The organism is Corynebacterium sp. Marseille-Q2823 (assembly GCF_903645345.1).
Classification (GTDB): domain Bacteria; phylum Actinomycetota; class Actinomycetes; order Mycobacteriales; family Mycobacteriaceae; genus Corynebacterium; species Corynebacterium hiratae.
Window position 1 is genome coordinate 29909 of record NZ_CAHJXS010000011.1, and the last position, 25784, is coordinate 55692.

General features: G+C 61.3%; 20 protein-coding genes, 1 tRNA gene and 1 pseudogene. 12 read left to right on the forward strand and 10 right to left on the reverse strand.

All coding sequences use genetic code 11. The annotated features are described in order from the left end of the window. Positions 1-92: 92 nt before the first annotated feature. Positions 93-2147, reverse strand: a complete 2055-nt coding sequence (locus HWX44_RS11525) for a hypothetical protein (RefSeq protein ID WP_175974761.1) — start codon at positions 2145-2147, stop codon at positions 93-95. 311 nt (positions 2148-2458) lie between these two features. After that, positions 2459-4273: a 2-isopropylmalate synthase gene (gene leuA / locus HWX44_RS11530; RefSeq protein ID WP_046648828.1), complete on the reverse strand. Its 1815-nt coding sequence runs from the start codon at positions 4271-4273 to the stop codon at positions 2459-2461. A gap of 278 nt (positions 4274-4551) precedes the next feature. On the opposite strand from leuA, the gene HWX44_RS11535 reads away from it, so the two are divergent. Beyond that, positions 4552-5754 (forward strand): mannosyltransferase family protein, encoded by a 1203-nt coding sequence (locus HWX44_RS11535; protein WP_144012911.1) that lies wholly within the window; start codon positions 4552-4554, stop codon positions 5752-5754. On the opposite strand, the gene HWX44_RS11540 is transcribed toward HWX44_RS11535, so the two are convergent. Then, positions 5751-6623, reverse strand: coding sequence for a DMT family transporter (locus HWX44_RS11540; RefSeq protein ID WP_102234544.1), 873 nt, complete (start codon positions 6621-6623; stop codon positions 5751-5753). The genes HWX44_RS11535 and HWX44_RS11540 overlap by 4 nt on opposite strands. A gap of 146 nt (positions 6624-6769) precedes the next feature. On the opposite strand from HWX44_RS11540, the gene HWX44_RS11545 reads away from it, so the two are divergent. Both HWX44_RS11545 and HWX44_RS11550 read left to right on the forward strand, forming a co-directional pair. Further along, positions 6770-8035, forward strand: a complete 1266-nt coding sequence (locus HWX44_RS11545; protein ID WP_175974763.1) for an aspartate kinase — start codon at positions 6770-6772, stop codon at positions 8033-8035. A 19-nt stretch (positions 8036-8054) separates the two neighbouring features. Continuing rightward, complete coding sequence (locus tag HWX44_RS11550) at positions 8055-9092, forward strand: aspartate-semialdehyde dehydrogenase (RefSeq protein ID WP_175974765.1); 1038 nt, start codon at positions 8055-8057, stop codon at positions 9090-9092. A 112-nt stretch (positions 9093-9204) separates the two neighbouring features. On the opposite strand, the gene HWX44_RS11555 is transcribed toward HWX44_RS11550, so the two are convergent. Both HWX44_RS11555 and HWX44_RS11560 read right to left on the reverse strand, forming a co-directional pair. Continuing rightward, positions 9205-10527, reverse strand: a complete 1323-nt coding sequence (locus HWX44_RS11555) for a YkvI family membrane protein (protein ID WP_144012813.1) — start codon at positions 10525-10527, stop codon at positions 9205-9207. A 278-nt stretch (positions 10528-10805) separates the two neighbouring features. Next, positions 10806-11354 (reverse strand): RNA polymerase sigma factor, encoded by a 549-nt coding sequence (locus HWX44_RS11560; protein WP_046647897.1) that lies wholly within the window; start codon positions 11352-11354, stop codon positions 10806-10808. A 174-nt stretch (positions 11355-11528) separates the two neighbouring features. On the opposite strand from HWX44_RS11560, the gene HWX44_RS11565 reads away from it, so the two are divergent. Both HWX44_RS11565 and HWX44_RS11570 read left to right on the forward strand, forming a co-directional pair. Beyond that, positions 11529-13085, forward strand: a complete 1557-nt coding sequence (locus HWX44_RS11565) for a catalase (RefSeq protein WP_070547180.1) — start codon at positions 11529-11531, stop codon at positions 13083-13085. 137 nt (positions 13086-13222) lie between these two features. Beyond that, positions 13223-14674, forward strand: a complete 1452-nt coding sequence (locus HWX44_RS11570) for a hypothetical protein (protein ID WP_175974767.1) — start codon at positions 13223-13225, stop codon at positions 14672-14674. 315 nt (positions 14675-14989) lie between these two features. On the opposite strand, the pseudogene HWX44_RS11575 reads toward HWX44_RS11570, so the two are convergent. Then, positions 14990-16202: pseudogene (locus tag HWX44_RS11575) on the reverse strand (IS1249 family transposase). Positions 16203-16394: 192 nt separating this feature from the next. On the opposite strand from HWX44_RS11575, the gene HWX44_RS11580 reads away from it, so the two are divergent. Then, complete coding sequence (locus HWX44_RS11580) at positions 16395-17900, forward strand: hypothetical protein (RefSeq protein ID WP_175974770.1); 1506 nt, start codon at positions 16395-16397, stop codon at positions 17898-17900. A gap of 66 nt (positions 17901-17966) precedes the next feature. Here the strand turns inward: HWX44_RS11580 and HWX44_RS11585 are convergent. Together HWX44_RS11585 and HWX44_RS11590 are read right to left on the reverse strand one after the other, a co-directional pair. After that, positions 17967-18043 (reverse strand) — tRNA-Pro (locus HWX44_RS11585). Positions 18044-18124: 81 nt separating this feature from the next. Further along, positions 18125-19030 carry a metallophosphoesterase gene (locus HWX44_RS11590; protein ID WP_175974772.1) on the reverse strand — a complete coding sequence of 302 codons (906 nt, stop codon included), beginning with the start codon at positions 19028-19030 and terminating at the stop codon, positions 18125-18127. Positions 19031-19071: 41 nt separating this feature from the next. On the opposite strand from HWX44_RS11590, the gene HWX44_RS11595 reads away from it, so the two are divergent. Continuing rightward, positions 19072-19536 (forward strand): GatB/YqeY domain-containing protein, encoded by a 465-nt coding sequence (locus HWX44_RS11595; protein WP_175974774.1) that lies wholly within the window; start codon positions 19072-19074, stop codon positions 19534-19536. Between the two features lie 100 nt (positions 19537-19636). Here the strand turns inward: HWX44_RS11595 and HWX44_RS11600 are convergent, their stop codons facing one another. Next, complete coding sequence (locus tag HWX44_RS11600) at positions 19637-22072, reverse strand: transglycosylase domain-containing protein (RefSeq protein WP_175974776.1); 2436 nt, start codon at positions 22070-22072, stop codon at positions 19637-19639. Between the two features lie 177 nt (positions 22073-22249). On the opposite strand from HWX44_RS11600, the gene HWX44_RS11605 reads away from it, so the two are divergent. From HWX44_RS11605 to HWX44_RS11620, 4 genes are read left to right on the forward strand one after another with little or no spacing between them, the layout of a single operon-like run. Beyond that, complete coding sequence (locus tag HWX44_RS11605) at positions 22250-22585, forward strand: WhiB family transcriptional regulator (protein WP_175974779.1); 336 nt, start codon at positions 22250-22252, stop codon at positions 22583-22585. A 13-nt stretch (positions 22586-22598) separates the two neighbouring features. Further along, entirely contained in the window at positions 22599-22760 is a 162-nt protein-coding gene (locus HWX44_RS11610; RefSeq protein ID WP_010189965.1) for a DUF4177 domain-containing protein, read from the forward strand. Next, positions 22760-23218, forward strand: a complete 459-nt coding sequence (locus HWX44_RS11615) for a RidA family protein (protein ID WP_070701246.1) — start codon at positions 22760-22762, stop codon at positions 23216-23218. The genes HWX44_RS11610 and HWX44_RS11615 overlap by 1 nt, the downstream gene beginning before the upstream one ends. A gap of 18 nt (positions 23219-23236) precedes the next feature. Next, entirely contained in the window at positions 23237-24049 is an 813-nt protein-coding gene (locus HWX44_RS11620) for an MBL fold metallo-hydrolase (RefSeq protein ID WP_070509573.1), read from the forward strand. A 97-nt stretch (positions 24050-24146) separates the two neighbouring features. On the opposite strand, the gene glxR is transcribed toward HWX44_RS11620, so the two are convergent. Next, on the reverse strand, positions 24147-24830 hold the full coding sequence (gene glxR / locus HWX44_RS11625; RefSeq protein ID WP_046647888.1) for a CRP-like cAMP-activated global transcriptional regulator GlxR: 684 nt from the start codon (positions 24828-24830) through the stop codon (positions 24147-24149). A 291-nt stretch (positions 24831-25121) separates the two neighbouring features. Between glxR and nth the strand changes: the two genes are divergently transcribed. Further along, positions 25122-25781 (forward strand): endonuclease III, encoded by a 660-nt coding sequence (gene nth, locus HWX44_RS11630; RefSeq protein ID WP_049157849.1) that lies wholly within the window; start codon positions 25122-25124, stop codon positions 25779-25781. The last annotated feature ends 3 nt before the right edge of the window (positions 25782-25784 follow it).

Consider the following 25784-nt stretch of genomic DNA (forward strand, 5'->3'; position numbering starts at 1 on the left):
CAGTTTAGTACCCAACTGCGAGGAAGCTGGAAAGGGCACACGTGAAGGGGGTTGTCTCCACTGAATCGCGGTGAAGGTAAGCGCGCTGCGGACTAGCCAAAGTCGATGATGATGACCCAGCCGCCACGGTTGGATTGCTCGGGAGTGGGGTCAGGCTCGCGGCTGGGCTCGGGCTCTTTAGTCGGCTCGGGCTTTCTGGTGGGCTGAGGTTGAGTGGTCGGCTTGGGCTTGCTAGTTGGCGTGGGCTTAGCGGTCGGCGTGGGCTTCGTGGTGGGCTTGGGCTTGCTAGTTGGTTTGGGCTTGGTGGTGGGCGTTGGAGTTGCCGGAGCAGAAGTAGTCGAGGGCGCCGGAGCCGCCGTGGGTGGTGTGCTGACGCGCGTGGTCACAGGGGTAGTGGCCGGCGGCGTGCTCGGGGCAGTTGGTTCGTCGTGAGGTGCGGTTCGATCTTCGCCCACCGGAGTGGTGGTGGGAGCAGCCTTTGACGTGGAGCGCGTGGGTTCAGCTGGTGGCTTCGGCGTAGTCGTCACCACAGTCGGCGACGGGGTCGCCTGAGTTTGTGGGGTGGGACGGGGTACGTGGATCGGCGGCGTTGTGCGCGGCCGCGAAGTAGTGCTCAGCGGGCGCGTGGTGGTCGGCGGCTCTGCGGAGCGACTGACCTCACGTGAAGTGGTTGATTCCGTGCTTTTTACGGTGCTCCTAGGGCTGGAGCTGGGAGCGGTGAACGCCTCAGTGCGGCGAGCCTCCGGAGCGTCGAGCTCCTCCGCTGTGGGTTCGGTGGTCCGAGGTGCTGCTGTTGTCGGTGCTGTATGCGGCAGGTGATCCGCCTGCGGTGAAGTAGCAGCCTCCTCGGCAGCAGGCAGTGGGGTACGTTCCGTGGGCTCAGCGAGCTCCGTGGGTTCTGCTGGTTCGGTCAGCTCAGTAGGCTCTGTGGGCTCGGAAAAACCAGTCGGGCTAAGCGCTTGCGTAGCGTCCGTATCATCCCGCTCCTCGGGGAGGTGGGCGTCTGCAGCCACAATGTCCGTAGTGTCCGCGACGTCGGAGGCCTTGTCCTCAATAGCAGCAGCGTCGGCGTCGGCAGAGTGTGACGTGGATACAGCGAGAGTGTTTTCCTCAAAAGCCGATTCGGCGAGGTTATGGTGGTGTGAACCGGAGGAATTCCCGGAAGATGCGAAGTTGGCAGCCCCGCCGACCACGACGGCTACGCCAGCAGCACAAGCTACCTTGAGCCCAGTGCTAGCTGCAGCGATCTTTGTTCCGGTCACGGCAGCCGCCCCGGCAGAGTTGAGGGACAGGGCTTGTGCACTCTGCGTGGCAGCAGTACCGGCGGTCTTCGCTGCGCCGGTAGCCTCAATTCCGCCAGCCGGCAGGCTGGCTGCGTGTGCCTTGCCACTGTTGGTGACCTTCACGGCCGCTGCGCCCGCGGCGGCAGCGATGATTCCGGCGGTTCCCACGGCGAAGTGGCTTTCCGGCGTGCCTTCTTCGGAATAGACGGTGAGGGTTGGTTGTCCATCCGATATGAAATATGCGCGGGCGACTGCGATGAGACCCTCGTGATTGAATCCTGCGATGGTATCGCTCAGCCAGGGAGCCCGCTCCCGCGGAATCGTGGCGACGAGTTCGTCATCAAGGTGAACCTCGATGGAGCGTCGGAAAAAGTGCCGGTTGTTGGTCAAACGCACAAGGAGGTGCGCAGGGTGCGTCGGTAGGGAACTGGACGGGACTGCAAACTCGGTGATGCGCAAAGCGCGCTGGCCGCTGAGCATGCCCCACCGCTGAGCCGGGGGAATATTGAGCGGAACGCACAGGCCAGGCTCGGGGAGGAGGACCTCGAAAGCAGGAATGGTTTCTTCCGCCGCATCCTCGCGGAGTGCGATCTCCGCGGTGGCTTGTGGGTTTAGTCCCGCATCAATGATCCAGTCCAGTTCCGTGTAATCAGCAGTTTGGGAGGCAGGGATCTCGCCCACGATGTCTTCGCCGTGATGGACGCGAAATCCTGTACTTGAATGTCCACTCAAAGTGACGGGGAGATGACTGCTTTCAGTTAGCGAAAGCAACTGCAGGAACATCTCCGGGTTTACGGTGTCAACCGTCAGGCGACGCGGTGTGCCAAACCCGTGGTGGGGAACCACATAGTTAGTGACCGTCATATTGCTCGCCTTCGCTGAGTAGACCACGTCGGGTGCATACGGCTGGGCGGGTCTGCCGTGAGCATTGGGAATGCCGAAGCCCAGACTGAAGCGCTGACTAGCCGCACGAAATGTTTGAAAAATCTTTATTGCAGTGCAGTTATGCTGCTTAACTATATCGCTCTGAGTTCTGGCCTACAAGAAAGCGCATTCAGCGGGATATGGTGACGAGGAATTTTTGCGCATAGCTTAAAGCTCGGATGCTGGAAGCTAGGGAGGAACGTGCTCCTCCCTCCCTAGCTGCACTGTTGTTAAGTCTGGCTTTGCCTGGCTTAGTCTGCGCGGTTGACTGCGGACGTAATCGCGTTGATGGATGCGCGCGTCGTCGAGCCAGCGATGCCCGCGCCCCATACCTGGGCGCCGTTAACCTCGGCGGCGATGTAGCAGGCGGCCTCGGCGTCGTCGCCAGCAGTACGGGATTGCTGGGAGTAGTCGATGACCTCGAAATCAATTCCGACGTCCTCCAGCGCATTGGCGTATGCGGCGATGGGGCCATTGCCGATGCCGGAGACAACGCGCTTCTCACCGTTGAAGACGATGGTCGCGGTTACCTTGGCGTCCTCGCCCTCTGTGGTGGAGTTGTCCACCTGGAAGGAGACCAGCTCCAGCGGGGAGGTGCGCTCCAGGAATTCGTTGGCGAAGATGTCCCACATGTTCTTGGAGTTGACCTCGCCACCTTCGGCGTCGGTCACGGCCTGCACGACGGAGGAGAACTCCGCCTGCATGGCGCGCGGCATGTTGATGCCATGGTCGGTCTTCATGATGTAGGCTACGCCGCCCTTGCCGGACTGCGAGTTGACGCGGATGACTGCTTGGTAATCGCGGCCGACATCCTTCGGGTCGATGGGCAGGTAGGGAACTTCCCAGGTGGTTTCCTGCAGTTCCTCCCACGACACCTCGGTGTTGTTGGCGCCGGGGCGTACCTCCTGGGCCAGGGCATCCAGGCCCTTGTTGATGGCATCCTGGTGGGAGCCGGAGAAGGCCGTGAACACCAGCTCGCCGCCGTAGGGGTGGCGCTCCGGTACGCGCAGCTGGTTGCAGTACTCCACCGTCTCGCGGATCTTGGGCAGATCGGAGAAATCGATCTGCGGGTCCACGCCCTGGGTGAGCATATTCAGACCCAGCGTGACGATGTCTACGTTGCCGGTTCGCTCACCGTTGCCAAACAGGCAGCCCTCGATGCGATCTGCGCCGGCCATGTAACCCAGCTCGGCGGCGGCAATGCCTTCGCCGCGATCGTTATGGGGGTGCAGTGACAGGATGATGGAGTCACGCTTGGCAAAGTTGCGGTGCATCCATTCGATCTGGTCGGCGTACACGTTCGGGCTAATCATCTCCACCGTGGACGGCAGGTTGATGATCATGGGGTTGTCCGGGGTGGCCTCCATGATGTCGACGACGGCATCGCAGACCTCGACGGCGAAGTCCAGCTCGGTTCCCGTGAAGGATTCCGGCGAGTACTCCCAGCGCCAATTGGTATCCGGGTAATCCTTGGCAATGCCCTTGATGAGCTCTGCGGCATCCGTGGCCAGCTTCTTGATGGCCGGGCGGTCCTTGCGGAATACCACGCGGCGCTGCAGTTTCGAGGTGGAGTTGTAGAAGTGCACGATGACGTTCTTCGCGCCCTGGCACGCCTCGAAGGTGCGCCGAATCAGGTGCTCGCGGGCCTGCACCAAAACCTGAATGGTGACGTCTTCGGGGATCTTATTGCCCTCAATAATCTCGCGGACAAAGTCGAAGTCCGTTTGGGAGGCAGAGGGGAAGCCCACTTCGATCTCCTTGTAACCCATGGCTACCAGCAGGTCGAACATGCGGTGCTTGCGCTGCGGGGACATCGGATCAATCAGGGCCTGGTTACCATCGCGCAGATCCACCGCACACCACTGCGGGGCCACAGTAATCTTCTTATCCGGCCACGTGCGGTCCGGCAGCGTGACGGGCTCGACCTCCTGGGCGAAGCTCTGGTAGCGGTGGACCGGCATCGAGGAGCCGCGCTGCTTATTCCAGGCGGGCTGGTTCTCGTTGCGCGGGCCGGCCGGGGTGGTGATTTCGCGGGGAGCGGAGATGAAAGAATCGTTGGGGGACATGGTGTTTGTTCTCTTCCTTGTGTGTGGCCTGAGGCGTTTGTTTCGCTGCGTTGCTGTGATGAGCAACGATGTAGTGAATTGTGGGGACGGCCAGCTGTGGTGTGTGTTGGCATCACCACGCTCCGCGACGGGGCGCTGGCCGTAGAGTTACAAACCTAAATCCCGCCGCGGCTACTAAGGAGAAGAGTGTGCCGCAAAGTCATGTGAGCCACAATACAACGCTTCCCACTCTGCGGCAACTGGTTTCACATACTGGGATGGGGTCGCGGGTGGCTAGGATGTGTTGCGTGCCTGAAGAAAACACCATGACGACTGCTCCGGAACCTGGGAAGAAGACCGCGCCGGGCAAGGAACCGGATGCTGCCCCGACCCCTGAAGGTACGCCAGGGGTACTTTCGCTGCTGCCGATGGCCGTGCTGGTCGCGGTAGTGGGCACTGCAGTGCGCATCGCTGTGCTGAGCGGCATCGCAGCCGTTAACGAGCAGGAGCTGTGGGATCAGCTCACGGCCTGGGACTCTAAGTACTACCTGGAGATTGCGCGCGTAGGTTATTTCGATGCGGACATCCATACGGATGGGCCGGTCCATGAAATCACTATGGCTTTCTTTCCGGGTTTTCCCATACTGTTGCGGGTTCTGGGGTGGACCGGGATCAGCCTTGAGGTAGCTGCCCTCCTTGTGAATACTCTTTTTACCGCGGTGATGGCTGCTGGAGTCATGGTCCTAGCGCAGCGCCTGGGGGCAGGGCGCCGTGGGCAATGCGCCGCGGCCATCGTGGTCAGCAGCGCTCCGATGTCCATTGTGTTTTCCATGCCCTATACGGAAGCCCTCTTCGGGGCCCTTGTGGTGTGGGGGCTCGTGGCGCTGGATGAACGCGATTGGTGGAGCGCTGCAGCTTTCGGCATCGCCTTGTCCTTTGTCCGGCTGACCTCTGTGGACTTCCTGGCAGTTTTTGGCCTGTGGGTGCTCCTTTACGGGCGGCGTTCCTGGCAGGCGTGGCTCAGTCTGATCGTGGCGTCGCTCCCGCTGCCGGGGTACTTGCTGTGGACACAGCGTTACTTGGCGGAGGCCGGCGGTTACTTCGGCATCCAAACCGAACACTGGAACTCCACCTTCGACGGGGGCGTTGCCACCGTGCGGTTCGTGTGGGAAACCTTGACGGAGAACAACGATGTGGGCTACCTGCTCACCGTGCTGGTGATCCTCGGTGCCCCCGTGTTGCTCATCGCGGCCTGGGGGAAGGTTAACCCGGTCGCCTGGTGGTTTAGCGCTGCGTTATGTGCGAATGTGCTGCTTTCCGACGGCATTATGCACTCGCGCCCGCGACTTCTCCTGCCCGCGATCATTCTGGTGCTGCCGTGGGTTGTGCGCGCCGCCACAGCGTGGCGTCCACGCATGCTGTGGGCTGCCTGTGGCGCATGGGTCCTGTGGTCGGCGTGGTTCTCCGCCTACATGCTGGTGGTCTTTGAGTGGGCGATCTAGTGCGGGCTTTGTTCCGCGAGCCGCGTGCTTCCCGGGTTGACCGGAATGCGTGACAGGACGATCGTGGCGGCGATCATGATGATGAGCGAAGCCCCCATCATGCACCAGCCCGCGATGCTCTCGACCTGGAATTTCTCGCCCAGGACCCAGTAACCCAGGCCGAAAGCCACGATGGGTTCCATGATGGTCATCGCGGGAAGCGAATGCGCAAGAGCGCCGGCGTGGAAGGAATACTGCTGGATCACCGTGCCGGCAGCCGCCAGCCCGATGAGCACGTACAGCTCCCAGCTCGCTAGCAATGCTGCGATGCCTTGGTGGGAGAGGACGTCAACCACCGCTTTCGCTACGAGCGCCACGTAGCCGTAGAGGATGCCGCAGGCACTGCCGAGCGCGAGTGCGGATTCCTCCGGCCGGTTATAGGCCGCCACAAAGAGTGCGGCGAGTGTCAGCGCGCCGAGGGCGAAGGCGGGCCACCACTGGGACCAGCTGGGCGTCGTCAAGCCTGCGGTGGGGCGCCCGTAGACCACCATGATGCCCACCGCGATGGTCAGCGCTAGGCACCAGAAGACCTCCCGCGCCGGCATCGGCCGCCGGGAATACCACGCGGCGAGCGGCAGCGTGAACATCAGGGACAGGACGAGGATGGGCTGCACGATGAGCAGCGTGCCGAAGTGGAGTGCGATGAGCTGCAAGGCATAGGCAACGACGGCGGCTCCGGTGCCAATCCACCACAGGGGAGTGCGAATTGCGGTGCGCATGACGGTCCTGGAGCTGGCGTCCAACACGATGCGGTGGCGTATGACAGTGCCCCAGGCCACGACTAGTGCCGAGGCCAGTGCGAAAGCAACGGCAACCAGGTTTGAAAGCATCGTTTCCACCTTACCTGGAATTAATATCCAGTACGTGTTTCGATGGTAGCCAAAGGGCGGTAGTCTAAAGGAGTTGACTGCCGGTCTATAGGTATTGGGCGGTGAACAGGTAATGGCCCTCACAAACAGGAAAGGTGGGACCGTCAGTGGCCCTAGTCGTACAGAAATACGGGGGATCCTCCCTCGAAAGCGCAGAGCGCATTCGCGCGGTGGCGGAGCGCATTGTGGCGACGAAGAAACAGGGCAACGACGTGGTTGTCGTGTGCTCCGCCATGGGGGATCCCACCGATGAGCTCCTAGACCTCGCCGCCCAGGTCAACCCCGTCCCGCCGCAGCGCGAGATGGACATGCTGCTGACCGCCGGCGAGCGCATCTCCAATGCGCTCGTTGCCATGGCAGTGGAGTCCCTCGGTGCGCAGGCTCAATCCTTCACCGGCTCCCAAGCTGGTGTGCTCACCACTGAGCGTCATGGTAACGCCCGCATTGTCGACGTCACCCCGGGCCGCCTGACCGAGGCGCTGGATGCAGGCAAAATCTGCATCGTCGCGGGTTTCCAAGGCGTCAACAAGGAATCGCGCGACGTCACCACCCTCGGCCGTGGCGGATCGGACACCACCGCGGTGGCGCTGGCGGCAGCGCTCAAGGCCGATGTGTGTGAGATTTACTCCGATGTCGACGGCGTCTACACCGCTGATCCCCGCATCGTTCACAACGCCCAGAAGCTCGAGCAGCTCTCCTTCGAAGAGATGCTGGAGTTGGCGGCCGTGGGCTCCAAGATTCTGGTCCTGCGCAGCGTCGAATACGCCCGCGCGTTCAACGTTCCCCTTCGAGTTCGCTCGTCTTATTCAAACGACCCCGGCACGCTGATTGCCGGTTCAATGGAGGATATCCCCGTGGAAGAAGCAGTACTAACCGGCATCGCAACCGACCGCTCCGAGGCCAAGGTCACCGTCCTGGGAATCCCGGACCGCCCGGGTGAGGCCGCCAAGGTCTTCCGCGCTATCGCGGACGCCGAGATCAACATCGACATGGTCCTCCAGAACGTCTCCTCCCTGGAGTCCGGCACGACCGACATCACCTTCACCTGCCCGCGCTCGGATGGGCCGAAGGCAATGGAGATTCTGGCCAAGCTCAAGGAAGACGGCCACTGGGCCAACGTGCTGTACGACGACCAGGTGGGCAAGGTTTCCCTGGTCGGTGCCGGCATGAAGTCCCACCCCGGTGTCACCGCGGACTTCACGGAGGCATTGCGTGACGCAGGGGTCAACATGGAGCTCATCTCCACCTCTGAGATCCGCATTTCCGTGCTGACCCGCGAGGCCGATCTCGATAAGGCTGCCATCGCTTTGCACGACAAGTTCCAGCTCGGTGGCGAGGAAGAGGCCACCGTTTATGCTGGTACCGGACGCTAAAAATTAAGGAGTAAAGGTCATGACCACTGTTGCAGTAGTTGGTGCCACCGGCCAGGTCGGCCGCGTGATGCGCACCCTCTTGGAGGAGCGCAACTTCCCGGCCGATACGGTTCGATTCTTTGCCTCCGCCCGCTCGGCGGGCCAGGAGCTCACCTTCCGCGAGGACAAGGTTGTCGTGGAAGACTTAGCGGAGCAGACCGTCGAAAGCCTCGCTGGAATCGACGTCGCCGTGTTTTCCGCCGGCGGTGGCACTTCGAAGGAATACGCTCCGCTCTTCGCTGAGGCCGGTGCCATCGTGGTGGATAATTCCTCCGCATGGCGCAAGGACCCGGACGTGCCGCTGATTGTCTCGGAAGTGAACCCGCAGGAAAAGGGAAACACCCCGAAGGGCATCATCGCCAACCCGAACTGCACGACCATGGCGATCATGCCGGTCACGAAGGCGCTTCACGACGCCGCCGGTCTCACCACCATGCGCGTCGCCTCCTACCAGGCCGTTTCCGGCTCAGGCCTGGCAGGTGTGGAAACCCTGGTTAAGCAAGTAGCGTCCATCGGCGACCGCAACGTTGAGCTCGTCCACGATGGCTCGGCGCTCGAGGTCTCCGAGGAGGATCTGGGTCCCTATGTTGCCCCGATTGCGTACAACGCGCTGCCGCTGGCAGGCAACCTCGTCGATGATGGCACGGAAGAAACCGACGAGGAGCAGAAGCTGCGCAACGAGTCCCGCAAGATCCTGGGCATCCCGGAGCTGAAGGTCTCCGGCACGTGCGTACGTATCCCGGTGTTCACCGGCCACACCATGGTGGTGCACGCGGAGTTTGAGAAGCCGATTACCCCGGAACAGGCCCGCGAGGTGCTGTCGTCCGCACCGGGCGTCAAGGTCGTCGATGTGCCGACCCCGCTGGCGGCAGCCGGCATCGACCTCTCCTTGGTCGGTCGCATCCGCCAAGACCAGACGGTCGAGGACAACAAGGGCCTTGTCTTCGTAGTCTCCGGCGATAACCTGCGCAAGGGCGCCGCGCTCAACACCATTCAGATTGCGGAGCTGCTGGTCTAAAGCAAAGCTGCAGCGAGTTTTAGAACCCGCATAAATAAGAAAAGTCCGCCCCCAGAGTGATATCTGGGGGCGGACTTTTTGTGAGTAATGGGAAAGGGGGTGTGCGGAAGGGCTAGTCCTTCGGCACCTCGGGCTTCGTGTGCTCCACGAAGGTCACAGAGGGTTCCGGGTCCTCGCGGTCGTATTCAATCTCATCGTCGGCCTCGAGCTCCTCGTGGATCTCATCGGCAACGGTCGAGACGAACTCTTCAGTTTCCATGTTGGAGGCCGCTGCCAGCTTGCGCAGCTCGCGCTCGTTCTTCTTGGTGAAGTGCTCGCGCGGGTCAAGGCGGCGCTTAACCAAGGTGCGGGCGCGCACGCGGCGGTCAGACTCGGAGGTGATCTTGTCGCGCTGGGTAATCCAGGTGATGACCATGACGGCAATCATGAGCAGGCCAATCCAGCCCAGAATCGGGTAAACGCTGGAAACCAGCTGCTTGAAGCCAATGAAGGAGAGGATGAAGCCCACGACACAGGCGCCCGCGTAGACGGGGTAGAAGAGCTTCGGCTTCTTGCGGGTCAGGCGCTTGCCCATGGCGTAGAACATGCCGATGGCGGTGTTGAAGACCATGCCGTAGATGATGAAGGTCATGAAGTAACCCAGAGCCGGGCTCACGTGGTTGATCAGCGTCAGCACCGGCAGGTCCTGCTTGTAGACTTCCGGCGCCACCATGTAGAGGGAAACCACGAGGAGGGCAAGCAGAAGCAGATAGAAGAAGCCACCGATGAGGCCGCCAACACCGACGGCGCGGTTATCCAGGATGTTGCCGCCGATGACGATGGACATCGAGACCGCGCACATGACGTTGAGGCCGGTGTAGTTCAGCGCAGCCAGCCACCAGTTGCTGAGCGGACTCTCGACGTTGTTGACAGCAAACTCATTGGCTTGGGACCAATCCACGTCGGTCACGATGATGGTGTAGCCGGTGGCCAGGACCACGAAGATAATGATGAACGGCGTAATCGCGCCGATGACGTTACTGACCTTATCCACATCGAGGAGGCCTACCAGCAGGACGAGCACGAGCATAATAGCGCCGCCCACCCAGATGGGCACACCCTCGAATTGCTGGCTGATGGTGGAGCCACCACCGGCGAACATGACGAAGCCGATGGAGAACAACGTGGCCAGTGTGCCCCAGTCCAGGATCCGGGAGACGATAGGTCCACTGATGCTGTCATAGACTGCGGTGTGCTCGTCGGCCTGGAAGTAGGATCCGAGCTGCAAAATTGCCACGCCAGTAATAATCATGAGGGCGGAGGCGAGGAGCACGCCCCACAGGCCCATGTTTCCGAAAGCCACGAAGTACTGTAGTGCTTCCTGTCCGGAGGCAAAGCCGGCGCCGACGACGACACCAATGAAGGCCATGGAAATGGCCACTGCGCGTTTCCACATAAAGTAAAGAGGTCTCTCAATCTCACACGCGCCGGGGGAATGCCATCACTACCCAAGGTGTGGTGCGGGCAATCGGGAAAGCCTCGCGGGCCCGGTTCGACTATCGATTTATCACGTGTGCCTCGGAAAAGATTAGGCGTGGTCTATCGGTGTTTTCCAGCTGGGGCTGCGGTTTCCTTAAGGATAGGCAGTGGCGGGGGTGTCAGAATTTGCCGTTTGGCGCATGTAGATGCAGGTTCTATGGCCGGCCAAGCCGATTTGTAACGGCTCGATAACGATTATCCGCGTTGGTTGATTAAGTCCTTGCGGGCCCGGGCCACGCGAGAGCGGATAGTGCCAACACGAACCCCGGCGATCTTCGCGGCCTCCTCGTAGGTATAGCCCAGCACTTGAGTCAGGATGAGGGCTTCGCGGCGGTCTTCTGGGAGGGCGTCGATAAGCGCGCGGGCGTCGATCCACTCGCTCCACGTTCCGGCGTTTTCGGGAGTTGCTGCGAGGGCGGCGGCATCCTCGTACTCGGTGGCGGACTTGCGCGGGCGGGCCATATCGTGGCGGATGTTGTCCACCCACACGCGGCGGGCAAGAGAGAGCAGCCACGTGCGCGCTGAGGAGCGGGCGGCGAAGCGGGGGAGTGCGCCGATGACGCGCAGGTAGGTCTCTTGGGTGAGGTCATCCGCGATGTCCGGGCCACCGAGGTGGGCGAGCAGGCGCCAGACATCATCTTGGGTGGACTTAATGAACTCCGTGAGCGCTGCGCGATCGCCACGGCCTGCCTTGAGGGCGAGGTCGGTGACGCGCGCATCGTCGCGCTCGGAGTGTCGTTTCACCTCCCATAACTTACCAGTCGGGGGAGGTGGGATTTGGGCACCTCGGTGTTAAGGCTATGACCTCTGGCAACCTTAAAAACTGTTGCGCAGGTCATTTTTTATGGGTAGTCTATGAAAGGTCCGTGATTGATAATGTAAAGCAAATTATCAACCGATCTAGGAGGCATTAACCCCATGACTAACGCTTCAAATGAGTCCGCGGCAGACAAGGTTCTAGACAAGGGGCAGCGCGCCCCGGGCGGCCCGAACACAACCCGCCCCTCCGGTCAGCCAATTGCTACTGAAAACACCAGCATCACCGTGGGTCAGAACGGCCCAGTGGTGCTCAATGACATCCACCTGATTGAGAAGCTGGCGCACTTCAACCGTGAGCGCGTGCCGGAGCGCACCCCGCACGCTAAGGGCCACGGCGCTTTTGGTGAGCTGCACGTTACCGAGGATGTCTCCGCCTACACCAAGGCAAAGCTCTTCCAGAAGGGCACCGTGACCCCGATGATGGGCCGTTTCTCCACCGTTGCCGGCGAGCAGGGCTCCCCGGATACCTGGCGTGACGTCCACGGCTTCGCGCTGCGCTTCTACACCGAGGACGGCAACTACGACATCGTGGGTAATAACACCCCGGTCTTCTTCATCCGTGACGGCATTAAGTTCCCGGACTTTATCCACTCCCAGAAGCGTCTGGGTGCCAACGGCCTGCGTGATGCTGACATGCAGTGGGATTTCTGGACCCGCAACCCGGAGACCACCCACCAGGTGACCTACCTCATGGGTGATCGCGGTACCCCGAAGACCACCCGCCACCAGAACGGCTACGGCTCCCACACCTTCCAGTGGGTCAACGAGTCCGGCGATGCCTTCTGGGTGAAGTACCACTTCAAGACCCGCCAGGGCGTGGAGAACTTCACCGACGCCGAAGCCACGGAGATGGCTGGCAAGAACGCGGACTACCACCGCGAGGACCTCTACAACGCCATCGAGGAAGGCAACTTCCCGGTCTGGGACGTCAAGGTCCAGATCATGCCGGTGGCGGAGGCTGAAGAGTACCGCTTCAACCCCTTCGACCTCACCAAGACCTGGTCCAAGAAGGATTACCCGCTGGTCGATGTCGGATACTTCGTACTCAACCGCAACCCGCGCAACTTCTTCGCGCAGATTGAGCAGGTTGCCCTGGATCCGTCCAACATTGTCCCGGGCATTGGGCTGTCTCCGGACAAGATGCTGCAGGCACGCGTCTTCGCGTACTCCGACCAGCAGCGCTACCGTATCGGACCGAACTACAAGCAGCTGCCGGTGAACCAGCCGCTCAACCAGGTCAACACCTATGAGCACGAGGGTCCGATGCAGTACCTGTTCAACGCCCCGGAGGATCCGGTCTACTCCCCGAACCGTCACGCTAAGGGCGGCGGCTACCTGGATGGCGATGAGAACCTGCGCTTCAAGGAGCAGGAGACCACCACCGCTCCGGATCTCTACGTGAACCCGGACCCGGCAGGCATCGACCTGGTGCGTGCGCCTTATATCCACCACGCTGAGGACAATGACACCGTCCAGGCCACCGACCTGTACGAGAATGTCTACGACGATGGCGCCAAGGAGCGCCTGGCGGACAACATCACCAACGCTATGGCCGGTGTGTCCCCGGAGACCGAGGAGCGCGTCTACGCCTACTGGGATGCAGTCTCCCCGCAACTGGGCAAGCGCGTGCGCGAGCTCTTCGCTGAGAAGAAGTAGGGATTAATGCAGGGGCGTTAATCCGTCACCCACATGAGTTAATCCGTCACCTTAGAAGCCCCGCCGGGTTCATTCCGGGCGGGGCTTTTCCGCGCGCCTGACCGCTTTTGCCCAGCGTGGGCGATAGTTTCTTTTACATGACCTCACGCCTAGCTACTCCTGCTGACGCTAACCGGAAGGTTGGCACCCGCGCACTCCTTCTCGCCCTCGTGCTCATCGTGCCGCTCGTTATCGGCGCGGTGGTTGCCACCGTGTCCGAGTGGCAGCCAGCCGAAGCCTGGTCCCAGGAGCAGGCGGGTGCGCCCAGCGATGGCACCATCGATCCCGCTGAGCTTTACGACGTCGCCCGGGCCCTCAGCGAAGCCAATGCCCAGGCGGGATTCCTGGCGAACGGCGCGCAGCAGCTTGCCGACGGCACCGGTGAGCTGAAGGATGGAGCCGGCGAACTGGGTGGCGGTGTGGACAAGCTGGCCGGCGGCTCGCAGGAGCTGTACGACGGTCTCGTCCAGTTGCAATCCGGCACCGCCCAGCTGGGCAACGGTGCTACCGAGCTGGCCGACGGCGTCGGCGGCGCCGTCGACCAAGTCATCGGCCTAGGCGTGGTCCGCGGACAGATCCTGCAGGCCATCGACGGCACCCTCAAGGACTTGGAAGGAAACAACTCGGCGGAGGCAAAGAACATCCGCTCGCAGCTCGGTGATCTGCGCAGCCAAGTGGAGAACTTCCAGTTTGACCAGTCCATTCAGGATCAACTGACGCAGCTGAAGGATGGCTCGCGCGAGCTCTCCAACCAGCTGGCCGTGAGCGGCTACGCCTACCACGATGGCGTCTACCAAGCCACGGAGGGCGCAAAGCAGCTCAATGCCGGTATTGGTGAGCTCAACTCCAAGGTCGATGAGGCCCTGCAAGGTGTGGACAAGCTCGTTGCCGGCGCAGAGAAGGTCGACGGCATGGCGCAGCAGAACCGGTCCAAGGTGCAGGGCGCGCAGCGTGCCTTGCCCACCGTGGCCGGACCAGCTGAGGACGATAGCGCGCCTTCCCAGCTGCTGAGCCCCATCGTGGCCATGCTCCTCGCGGCTATCGCCGTCTTGGGCGGCGGGGTTATCGGAGCGCTGCTGACGCGCGTGGAGCGTCGTATCCTCGCGCTGCTGGGCGGCGCGGTGCTGATCGGAGTTGTGGTGGGCCTGCTCGTGGCACTTCTTGCTACCGGTGGAACCGCCGCGGCCGTGGCGTGGGCGGGGCTCGCGGCGGCGGGGGCCGGGGTGGCGTCGGCAAGCATTGTGTACGCACTCGTGCGCGGACTGGGGCTCGCTGGTTGGGGCCTAGGCAGCGTGCTTGGCGTAGCCCAGGTGGGCGTCGTGGGATGGGCGTGGAAAGCGGCCTCGACGGGAACCGATCTCAACGCCGCGATGAGTGCGCTCGTGCACCTCTTTCCCATGCAGTGGGCAACCTCCGCCATCACCGTGGCAGGCAATGGGGGACAGTCCCCACAGCTGTGGACCGCGCTGGCTATTTTGGGGGTAATTTCGATCGCGGCTTTCGTTCTCGTGGGGGCACCCGCTAGGCACGAAGAAAATGGAAAAGCCTAGCTCAAAGGCCTGCCTGTGAAGCATCGACTGAGCAGGGAGAAGCGTTACAGAGTTTTTGAAGATTTATCTACCGTTGCGAGGGGAAATAGTGCTAGAGTGAGAATCGCTCACAAAGCCTACTTAGGGGGTAGGCAAACGGTTTCTCCAATCCGTTGTGAGTGATAGGGAATAGGGGCGACGCGGCTGCTGTAGGGGCACCGCGTCGTTTCCAATTTTCGGGGGTAAAATTGGCGGCACTGAACGCTGAAGAATTGGCTTAAGGGACATTTCGTGTGGATTTGCGGCGTGTCGCATTAAGGGACATTTCGTGTGGATTTAGGAGCGTCCGGCCCAGCCTTTTCTTATTCCTAAGCTGGGGTTCCATTCGTTGTCGATGCCGGTGTCGAATGTGGCTGGTCGTCCGTCTGGGTGGCCACGTCGTGTGAGTTCTTCTTTTGCCCAGGCTGCGCGTGCTGCTTTTTTTCCCCTTGGCGTCCGAAGTCTTGTTGCTTGGCTAACTCCAGTGGCGCTACCGGGTCTTCGGTGTGGGTGTAGAGCCACCAGTCCATGGTGATGCGCTGATGCTCATCGAACATGCCACGATGGTTTCCTGCTAGGTCTTTGAGCTGTTTGTTGATGCCACCTTCCAGCAGGTTCGTGGTGGCTTTTAAATCCTGTGTGACACCTTCAGGCGGGTCAAGGAAGGTAAATAATTGTCCGGCGTGGATGAGCTTTTCTAGCCGTTTTAGAGCCCTGCGGGCGTTGCGGTGGGTGTACCACCATTTCTGGTTGGGGCTGACCCATTTCGGTACTTGGCCTGCTGGTATAGCACTGCGGTAGGTTCGCTCTTTAAGCCAATCAGCAAAGGTAATGCGGGTGTGGTGGACTGCAGCTGTAAACCGCGCAGCATCGTCGGGATTGCGTACTTGGACAAGCATGTAGCCCAGTTTCCGGATTGCTTTATGCGCTGGGTGAATCGGGTTGCGGCTGATATCAGCAAAAGTGTTGCGTTGGACGTGGACTAGGCAGCGCGGGATGGCAACAGCTGGCCATTTAATGCGCAGTGCCTTGAGTGCTCCGCCTGCCCCGTCGGTGGTGACGATGAGTGGTTGCGCGATTTTGTCGAGCAGTTTCAGGTACTCGTAGGAGCTTTCACGCAGGCACCAGTGCCAGGCGATGACGTGTGTTTCGGTGCAGGCTACCAGCAGGCATTTTTTGTGGAAGTAGGTGCCGTCGATAAAGACCTGGTCATAAACGCGATAGGGGTCAGTAGTCGTGGGCACGGTGATAAACCACAGCAGCTTGAACCACCGGGTTAAAGTCCGCCTTGTTACCCCAAGGCGTTTGGCTAAATGGTCTGCGGATTCGCCGGAAAGAATCCAGTCAATAAAGATTTTGAAGTGCCGAATCTCGCTGGTGTGTGCGCGGGTATTAATCGATGAAACGTTGCATTTAGGACATAGCCAGCGTTGGGTTCCTGCCGCGGTTTTGCCGTTTTAACCAGTCCGTGGCCGCACATGTCACACGACGGCCGATTCCTATTAGCCATAGGAATTGGCCTTACCGCACCAGCAGCAGTCCCCTTATCACAGACCTAGGACTATCCGGTGTTGATTTCACAGATCGGGCCGTTGGAACCGATTCAAAATCAAGATCACCGTATTATCCCAGGCTGCCCCAGGAATCCGTATCGGTTTATCCACACGAAATGTCCCTTAAGCCGAAGAATTGGAGAATCACCGTGACCGACTCTCGCGATATCAAACCTTTTGCCGCCAGCCGTGGTCCCAAAATAACGTCGGTCGGCGCCATCGTCGGTGCAGCAGTGGCGGGAGGTCTGCTGCTCGGAGGTATTGGTGCGGGCGCGAGCTTGGCGGTCTTCGATGCGCCGGAGCGTGCCGATTTTCTCATGCAGCCAGCGCAGCGCGAGGTCCAGGCCGACATCATGGACCCCGACGATGTGCTCACTCCGGAGGAGGAAGAGCGCATGCTTGGCGACGTCTCCCGGATCGCCGCCCCCGACGTGGTCCAGGGGCTGCACTACATGGTCTTTGCCAAGAACAAAGAAAACGTCAATGACTCCGTGGAGGAGTACCTGCGCGATAATCACCCTGAGCTCATCGGCAAGGATAAGTTTGCCGATGGCCAAGTCTTCGTCGGCGTCGGCCTCGATCCGCGCCAGGCCTTCGTCTTTGCGGGTGAGGATGTGGCCGAGCAGATGAAGCTGCGCAAGAATGATAGTCATCTCGAGCAGTCCATCGAAACCATTAAGCCGGGCGTGCGGGATGACAACATTCCTGCTGGTCTCTTTGCGGGTGCGGCGGCAGCGATCGACGTGGACCGTGCTGCGGATACCCAGTTTGAGAGTGCTCAAAATAACCGCGTTGGGGCGGCCATTGGTCTGGGGGTAGCGGGCCTGAGCGTTGGTGGCGCGGGTGCAGGCATCGTTGGCGGTACTCGCCGCAGCCGTCAGAAGAACGCGCAGCAGGCGCGCGAGGATTGGGATTATGTGTCGCAGACCTATACCGATGTGGCGCAGCGCCTGCGGGAGATCGATATCCGGGCGCACTCGCTGCAATCGGGTCTAGTGGATGAGCGCCTGCGCGAGGACTGGGAGGGCCTGCGCGATGACTTCCTGGCCATCGATGACAAGGTGGGTTCCCTCATGTCGATTCCGGCCGACGCGCCGGACGAGCAGTTCCGCTCACGCTCCGTGCTCATTGCTCGTGCGCGTTTGCTCTGCGAACGTGTAGAGACCGCCGAGGCCAACATCGAAAAGCTACACCGCATCGAGAACGCTGATCCCGACACACGCCGCTATGAACTCTACGAGCTGGGCAAGGACCTCGCCCAGGCGGGTTACCTGGCTGCGGACATCGACTCGGAGCTTGAGCGCCACGCCAAGGAGCTGGAAGACGCCGCCGTGGCCCTGTCCAAGGAGCCGAACCACCCGCAGTTCATGGAGCGCTACTTGGAGCTCTTGGACCGGACCGCGCTGCTCTCGGAGCACCTGCAAGCACAGCTGCAGAAGGAGAACGAGGCCGAGGAACGCCCCGTACGCACGCATATCTATGACTCCCACTTCTTCGCCGGCTCTGGCTACCACGGCTACGTGCCCTTCTACGTTGTGAGCACCTGGGACAGCGACGCGACGGCCGCCCGCGATAGCTCTTCCGGTAGCAGCGGCGGCGTCAACAGTGGGTTTAGCTCGGGCTTTTCCGGTTCGGGTGGCTCCTCCAGCTTCTAGGAGGGCGGACGCCCTGCCCGCCGCCCGGTGAAAACGAAAAGAACCCGCAGTTTCCTGCGGGTTTAATGGTCGGGATAACAGGATTTGAACCTGCGACCTCTTCGTCCCGAACGAAGCGCGCTACCAAGCTGCGCCATATCCCGGTGTCTCGCTCTAAGCGGTACCGGAATACTGTAACGCACCCCAGCCTGAAAGGACAAAACGGCAGCGTGGAGGGGGTAATCCTAGGCGGCCTTCTCTGTGATACGCAGCAACGTGGCGGACGGGCGGCAGAAGACGCGGAAAGGAACGAACTTGGAGGTACCTAGCCCGTTGGAGACATGCATGTACATCTCTCCGAATCGGTGCAGGCCCTCCGCGCGAACGCGGTCGATGCCGCAATTGGTCACGATGGAGCGCGAGCCCGCTACCTTGAAAGGCAGGCAGAGCTGGCCGCCGTGCGTATGTCCGGACAGGGACAGCTGGTAGCCGTCGGCGGCGAACTTCTCCAGGACGCGAGGTTCCGGGGAATGCAGTAGTGCTAAGGAGAGGTCGGCATCCTCGTTCGGGGTGCCGGCGATTTCGGAGTAGTCATCCAAGTCGTGGTGTGGGTCGTCCACGCCGGCAGCAGCGAGGCGGACGTCGCCTACCTTGAACTCCACGCGGGCCTGGTTGGCGTCGTGCCAGCCGTGCTCCACGAAGGCCGCGCGCATGCCCTTCCACGGCAGGTTCACGTAGGAGGGTTCGTTCTTCTTCCCAATCAGGTAGTTGAAGGGGTTCGGGATACGCGGCGCCCAGTAGTCGTTGGTGCCAAAACAGAACATCCCCGGGCGGCTCAGCAGCGGGCCCAGGGCGCGGAGAACCTCGGGGACAGCGCGCTTGTCGGAGAGATTGTCACCGGTGTTGATCACCAAGTGCGGGTCAAGGGCATCGAGGCCTGAGACCCACTCGATTTTGGCTCGCTGGCCCGGGATCATGTGGAGGTCGGACACGTGCAGGATGCGGAACTCGGACTCCTCGCGCAGCGTACCGGGCTCCAGAAGCGGCAGGGTGTACTCCTTGAGCTCAAACTTGGTGAGCTCTGAGTGCGCCCACGCGGCAGTGCCCAGACCAGCGGCGGCGAGTCCGCCAAGAACAGGGAAAATCTTCACCTTCACCACACTACCTGGCCGGCAGGCGTAGATTGAAGGGCATGAGTGAGTTGAAAGAAACTATCCGTGCTGACCTCAAGACCTCGATGAAGGCTAAGGACAAGGCCCGTACGAGCGCCATCCGTTCTCTGCTGTCTGCCATCCAGGCGGAGGAAACTACTGGTTCCCGCCATGAGATCACCGATGAGGACATTCTCAAGGTCATCGCCCGTGAGATTAAGAAGCGCCGCGAGTCTGCAGAGGTCTACGCGGAAAATGGCCGCCCAGAGTTGGCAGAGGAAGAGCTTGCCGACGTTCCCTTCTTCGAGGCCTATCAGCCAGAGCAGCTTGACGACGACGCCTTGAACTCCCTCGTCACCGAATCCATCGCCGAGGTTGAGAAGGACTCCGGCGAGCCGGTGACCATCAAACAGATGGGTAACGTCATGAAGGTGGCCACCGCTAAGGCTGCCGGCCGCGCCGACGGTAAGCGCCTGTCCACCGCGGTCAAGGCCGCCCTCAACTAGGGTGCTAGCGCAGGAGCGCTAGCACCCACGCTGTAGCTCGTTTTAAGCTTTAGCTCCTTGTTACGCTTTAGTCCGTTTTTACGCTTTAGCGCGCTAAGCGCTAAAGCCCGAAGAAGTCCCGCACGTCGTTCGTCAGGCGGTCGACGTCCTCTTGGGAGAACAGCGGGTCGGACTGAGTAGCCGGCTGGCCATTGTCCGCGCCACCGCCGTTGCCGCTCGGCGCTGATGGGGTGTAATAGCTGGAGTCTGAGGCGGCGGAGTTCGTTGAGTCGCCAGCGGAGCCGTCGGAAAGCTGCAGCGTTACCTCCGCACCCTTCTTAGTGCCGGATGCACCAGTGATGACACGAACCACCTTGCCGTAGCCCACGCCGGGCGCGGGAACCTCGGTGGTTTTGACCACGTAGCCAGCCTTCTCCAGAGCGGAGCGGGCTTGGCTTTCGGACTTGCCCTTCAGTCCGTCGATAAGCGGCGATACCGTGCCCGAATCATAAGCGCGGTCGTAGTCCGGCACCGTTCCCTTCAGTGCATCGGGAACGCGCGCGGCCATGGTGTAGAACGTTGATGCGGGCTCCTTGCCACCGAAGAGGTTGCCGTTGGCGCACTGGCGCACGGGCCCAGTGCACAGCGGGCTCGTGGTGGTGCCGTCATTGTAGATATACGGCGCGGCAGCAACCTCAGAGTTGAAGCCGAGGAATGCCGAGGACTGGTTGGACTCCGTGGTACCGGTCTTGGCGGCGGCCTGGCCGTTGAAACCGGCAGCGCGTGCCGAGTCGGCGGCCGTGCCCTTTTCGGTATCGGCGGTCATGTTATTTTCCAGCGCCTTCGCAACTTCCTTGCCCACTGCGCGCTCGCACGGGGTGTGCTTGAGGTACACCTCGTTACCGTGGGAGTCCGTGACCTCCTCGATGGGGTTCGGCTCGCACCACATGCCTTCCGACGCCACCGTCGCGCCCACATTGGAAAGCTCGAGCGCGTTCACCGCCGTCGGGCCGAGCGTGAAGGAGCCCAGGTTGGAGTCCTTAATGTGGTCGGCGATGGAGGATTCGCCGTCGTAGCTGCCGGGCTCCTCGTAGGAGCGCAGGCCGAGCTTCACGGCGATGTCGACGATGCGCTCGACGCCAAGCTGCTCAGTGAGCTGGATGAAGGGGGTGTTGGGGGAGTAGGCGAGAGTGTCCTGCATAGTCATCGTGGAGGCGTAGCTGCCGGCGTTCTCCACGCAGTACTTGTTGGGTGGGCAGTTCTCAGCGCCGCCGAAGCCTAGGCCTTCGGCCTCGTAGCGCTTGGGCACTGCCAGTTTGTCTTTGATGCCATAGCCCGATTCCAAGGCGGCCGCGGCGGTAAAGAGCTTGAACACCGAGCCGGCGCCGTTGCCCACCAGCGAATTGGGCTGGGGCAGGAGGGTTTCGTTGTTGGCCAGGTCGAGCCCGTAGGTGCGCGAGGACACCATGGCGAGGACCTTGCGGGAATCAGTGCCCGGCTTGATCACGTTCATGACTTCCGCCACGCCCTCGGTATCCGGGGCGGTGTGGCTGCGTACTGCGTTGAGAGCTTGGTCCTGGACGTCGGGGTCAAGGGTGGTTTTCACGGTCAGGCCACCGCGCGCTAGATGCTCGCGGTCTATGCCCTTATCGGCGAGGTAGTCCATCACGTAGTCGCAGAAGAAACCGCGATCTCCCGCGCCGATGCAGCCATTGGGCAGCGTGGCGGGGCTATCCAACACCCCAAGGGGTTCTTGGGCATAGGCATCGGCGTCCTCCTGGGATAGAGAGCCGGTGTCGACCATAGCTTGGAGCACCACATTGCGGCGCTCGAGCACGCCTTCCTCGTTGGTATAGGGGTTGAGATACTCCGAGGACTGCACCATGCCGGCGAGCATCGCTGCCTGCGGCACGGTGAGGTGCGCGGCATCGGAGCCGAAGTAGGTGCGGGCAGCGGCCTCGATGCCGTAGGAGTGGTTGCCAAAGGGTACGAGGTTGAGGTAGTTGGTGAGGATCTCATCCTTGGAAAGCTTGGCGTCGATATCCGTCGCCATGCGCATCTCGCGCAGCTTGCGGGCTATGGATTGCTCGGTTGCGGCTTGGCGTTCTTCATCCGTGGTGGCGTTGACGAGGAGGAGATAGTTCTTCACGTACTGCTGATCCAGCGTGGACGCGCCCTGGGAGACGCCGCCCGCTGCCAGGTTGGTCCACAAAGCGCGGACGTTGCCCTGCAGATCGACGCCTTCGTGCTCATAGAAGCGGCGGTCCTCGATGGCCACAACTGCCTGCTTCATAGCGTCGGAGATCTCATCCGGCTGTACGGGATGGCGGCGCTGTTCGTAGATGTAGGCAAGGGGGTTGCCCTTGGCATCCAAGATGGTGCTCACGCCGGGGGTATCCCCGCTGGTGAGATCCTGGATGTCCGATTGCATCGTTTCGTTCGTCCTAGCAACGGCAACGCCACTGACGCCGGCGACAGGGGCGATGGCCAGCGCGATGAGGATGCCGACCAGTGCTGTGGACAGGACGAGCTTTCCCAGGGATTTGATGACAGTCACCCTCCACACACTAGTGCTTTAGGGCGACAACCGGGAGACCCCCCTAAAGTGTGACCTGTTAGACAGGTATACCGGTCTGTGAATAGACTTACCAATGGTACATAATATTCCGTCGGGTTGAGGGTTATTCACGATCTTCCACTACGACGGGGGGAACTTGGAAGGAGTTACCTAGCCATGGCAGTCAGTGTCAAAGGTGCAGGACGGTCCGCAATGGTAAAGAATGCCTCGTTAACCTCCGAGCGTGGTGAGTGGGTTACCCAAGCCAAGTGCCGCAACGGTGACCCCGATGCGCTTTTCGTGCGAGGGGCAGAGCAGCGTAAGGCCGCGGTGATTTGCCGCCACTGCCCGGTGCTGAACGAGTGTCGCGCGGATGCCCTTGATAACCGCGTGGAGTTTGGTGTGTGGGGCGGCCTCACGGAGCGCCAGCGCCGCGCCCTTCTGCGTAAAAATCCGCACATCACCAGCTGGGCGCATTACCTTGCTGAGGGTGGCGAACTCATCGGTATTTAGTAGCATTGGGCCCATGACTAAATGGGAATATGCAACCGCGCCGGTTCTTACACACGCGACGAAACAAATCCTCGATTCCTGGGGTGAGGACGGCTGGGAGCTCGTCACTATCACCCCGGGCATGAACCCGGAGAATGTCGTCGCCTATTTCAAGCGCCCTCTGGAGGAGTCCTAATGGGCGCCCTCGCACGCCTGGAAGAACTCGGCGTGGAGCTTCCTTCTGTCGCGGCCCCTCTCGCGTCCTATATCCCGGCCATCCAGGTAGGAAACCAGGTATGGACTTCCGGTCAGCTGCCCGTTGTGGGCGGCGAATTGCCTGCTACCGGCAAGGTTGGCGCAGAAGTGGACCTCGAGAAGGCGCAGGAGCTGGCGCGCACGGCCGCGCTAAACGCGTTGGCTGCCATCGATGGCCTCGTGGGCCTCGACCGTGTCACCCGCGTGGTGAAGGTGGTCGGCTTCGTCGCCTCGGCTCCATCCTTTACGGATCAGGCCGCGGTTATCAACGGTGCCTCGAACTTCCTCGGGGAGGTCTTTGGTGATGCCGGTGTTCACGCGCGTTCTGCAGTGGGGGTAGCGGTCCTTCCGAAGGATTCCCCCGTTGAGATCGAAGTTATCGTAGAAATCGCTGAGTAATCGGATAGGGTTAGAACCATGGAGCATCCTGCATATAGCCAATTGCGTCCCGTGAGCCAGTCCGTCGGTGTCGTGCTGTGCGATAATCCCAGCTACACCGCCTTGGAGGGTACCAATACGTGGATTATCCGCGCCGGAGAAGATTCTCGCGCCATTGTGGTCGATCCAGGCCCAGAGGATGAGGGGCATCTCAACGTTGTGACCGCGAAGGCGGGCGAGGTAGCACTGATCCTTCTCACTCACCGCCACGATGATCACGCCTCGGGCGCTCAGCGTCTGCGCCAGCTCACCGGCGCTCCGATTCGCGCGTTCGATCCGAACTACTGCAACGGCGCGGAGGCGCTTGTCGACGGCGAAGTGATCACCGTCGACGGCATCACCCCGCAGCTTGAGGTGGTTCATACCCCGGGCCACACTGCGGATTCCACCTGCTTCTTCGTATGGTCCGAAGAGGCTAAGAACTCCACCCTGGAGGGAATTCTGACCGGTGATACCATCGCTGGCCGTCACACCGTGCTCCTGTCTGAGACCGATGGTGACTTGGGCGCCTACCTGAAGACGCTGGACCTTCTCGAAGAGCGCGGCAAGGATGTAGCACTCTTCCCGGGGCACGGCCCGGACTTGGAGGACACCTCCGCGGTTGCCCGCAAGTACATTGACCGCCGCCACCACCGCTTGGATCAGATTAAAGAGGTCCGCGGGCGCCTTGGTGAGGATGTTGACGTTAAGACCCTCGTCGATGAGATGTACGACGACGTCGACCCGGTCCTTCGCCACGCCGCCGAGCAGTCCACGCGCACTGCGCTGAAGTACCTCGCGGCTCAGAACTGAATCACCGCATAGGAAAATCCCCCGAGAAATTCTCGGGGGATTTTGCATTGGGCCACAGCCGCCCGGAGGCGGCATATGCAGGCTCGGCCTTTAAGGCTTAGCGCGCGCGGCGAGCCAAGTGCTCGGTATCGACGATGAGCACCGACTTGCCTTCCAAGCGAATCCATCCGCGGTGGGCGAAGGTGGCCAGCGCCTTGTTGACGGTCTCGCGAGACGCGCCGACGAGCTGGGCGATCTCTTCCTGAGTGAGGTCGTGGTTCACGCGCAGTGCACCGCCCTCTTGCGAGCCGAAGCGGTTAGCCAGCTGCAGCAGGGTCTTGGCCACGCGGCCCGGAACATCGGTAAAGATGAGGTCCGCCAGGTTGGCGTTGGTGCGACGCAGACGGCGGGCCAGCACGCGCAGCAGCTGCTGCGCAATCGCCGGATGATCGGCCACCCACTGCTTGAGCATTTCGGAGTTCATCGTGGCGGCGGTGACCTCGGTGACGCACACAGCAGACGAGGTGCGCGGGCCCGGATCGAAGATAGAAAGCTCACCGAACATATCGGACGGGCCCATCACGGTCAGCAGGTTCTCACGGCCATCCGGGGCGTGGCGGGCAAGCTTAATCTTTCCCGAGGTGATGATGTAGAGGCGGTCGCCCGGCTCTCCTTCCTCGAAAATGGTGGTGCCGCGCGGGAAACGGACGGTTTCCATTTGCTCGATGAGGTTCTGTACTGCTACCGGATCGACGCCCTGGAAAATGCCAGCGCGGGAGAGGATGTCCTGTACGCCTTCCACTGTTACTCCTTAAAGCCTGCGCAGCGAGGAAAACACTTGGACGCAAGCTGGTTTGGTCTATTTTGACGCACCTAGTCTCCAGTGCGCCACGAGGCACTGCACAACATCATACAGTGCAATTAGTCACTATTTCCACCAACGGGAAAAATAGTCACACGCCTTGGTTAATCCTCGAAGGCCGTCGCTTCTAGCTTCTCCATGAGGATGGCAAAGAGTGCGAGGCACAGCGGGACGAGAACAACGAGCGAAATCATGCTTTCCATTCTAACTGCCGTCACTAGAGTTACCTCTATGTCCCCTGACCTTTTTGCACAGCATGACGATGATACCGAGGAAGCGCGTGTTGCCCATATCCGTACTGCCCTCGCGGACGAATACCCTGATGCCGACTGTGAACTAGACTTCACCAACCCCCTTGAGCTACTCGTAGCGACGGTTCTCTCCGCGCAGTGCACGGATGCCCGTGTCAACCAGGTCACCCCGGAGCTGTTCGCTGCTTACCCCTCCGCGCCAGATTATGCCGCCGCGGACCGCGCTGACCTTGAGCGCATTCTCCGCCCGCTCGGCTTTCAGCGCATGAAGGCCGGCCACCTGTTGGGCATCGGTGAAAAGCTCGTCGCGGACTTCGACGGGCAGGTACCACGCGGCATCGACGAGCTCACCTCGCTGCCCGGCGTCGGCCGCAAGACCGCGCTGGTGGTGCGGGGAAATGCCTTTGGGCTGCCGGGAATCACCGTGGATACCCATGTCACGCGCCTGAGCCAGCGGCTCGGTCTGACCGAGGCGAAGACGCCGCGGGCGATTGAGAGGGACGTCGCCAAGCGCGTGCCCGAAGAGGAACAAACCGTATTCTCTCACCGCCTCATCCTCCATGGGCGGCGCGTGTGCACCGCCCGGAAGCCGAAGTGCACGGCCTGCGTCCTCGCCCCATGGTGCCCGTCGCGGGGTTAAGGT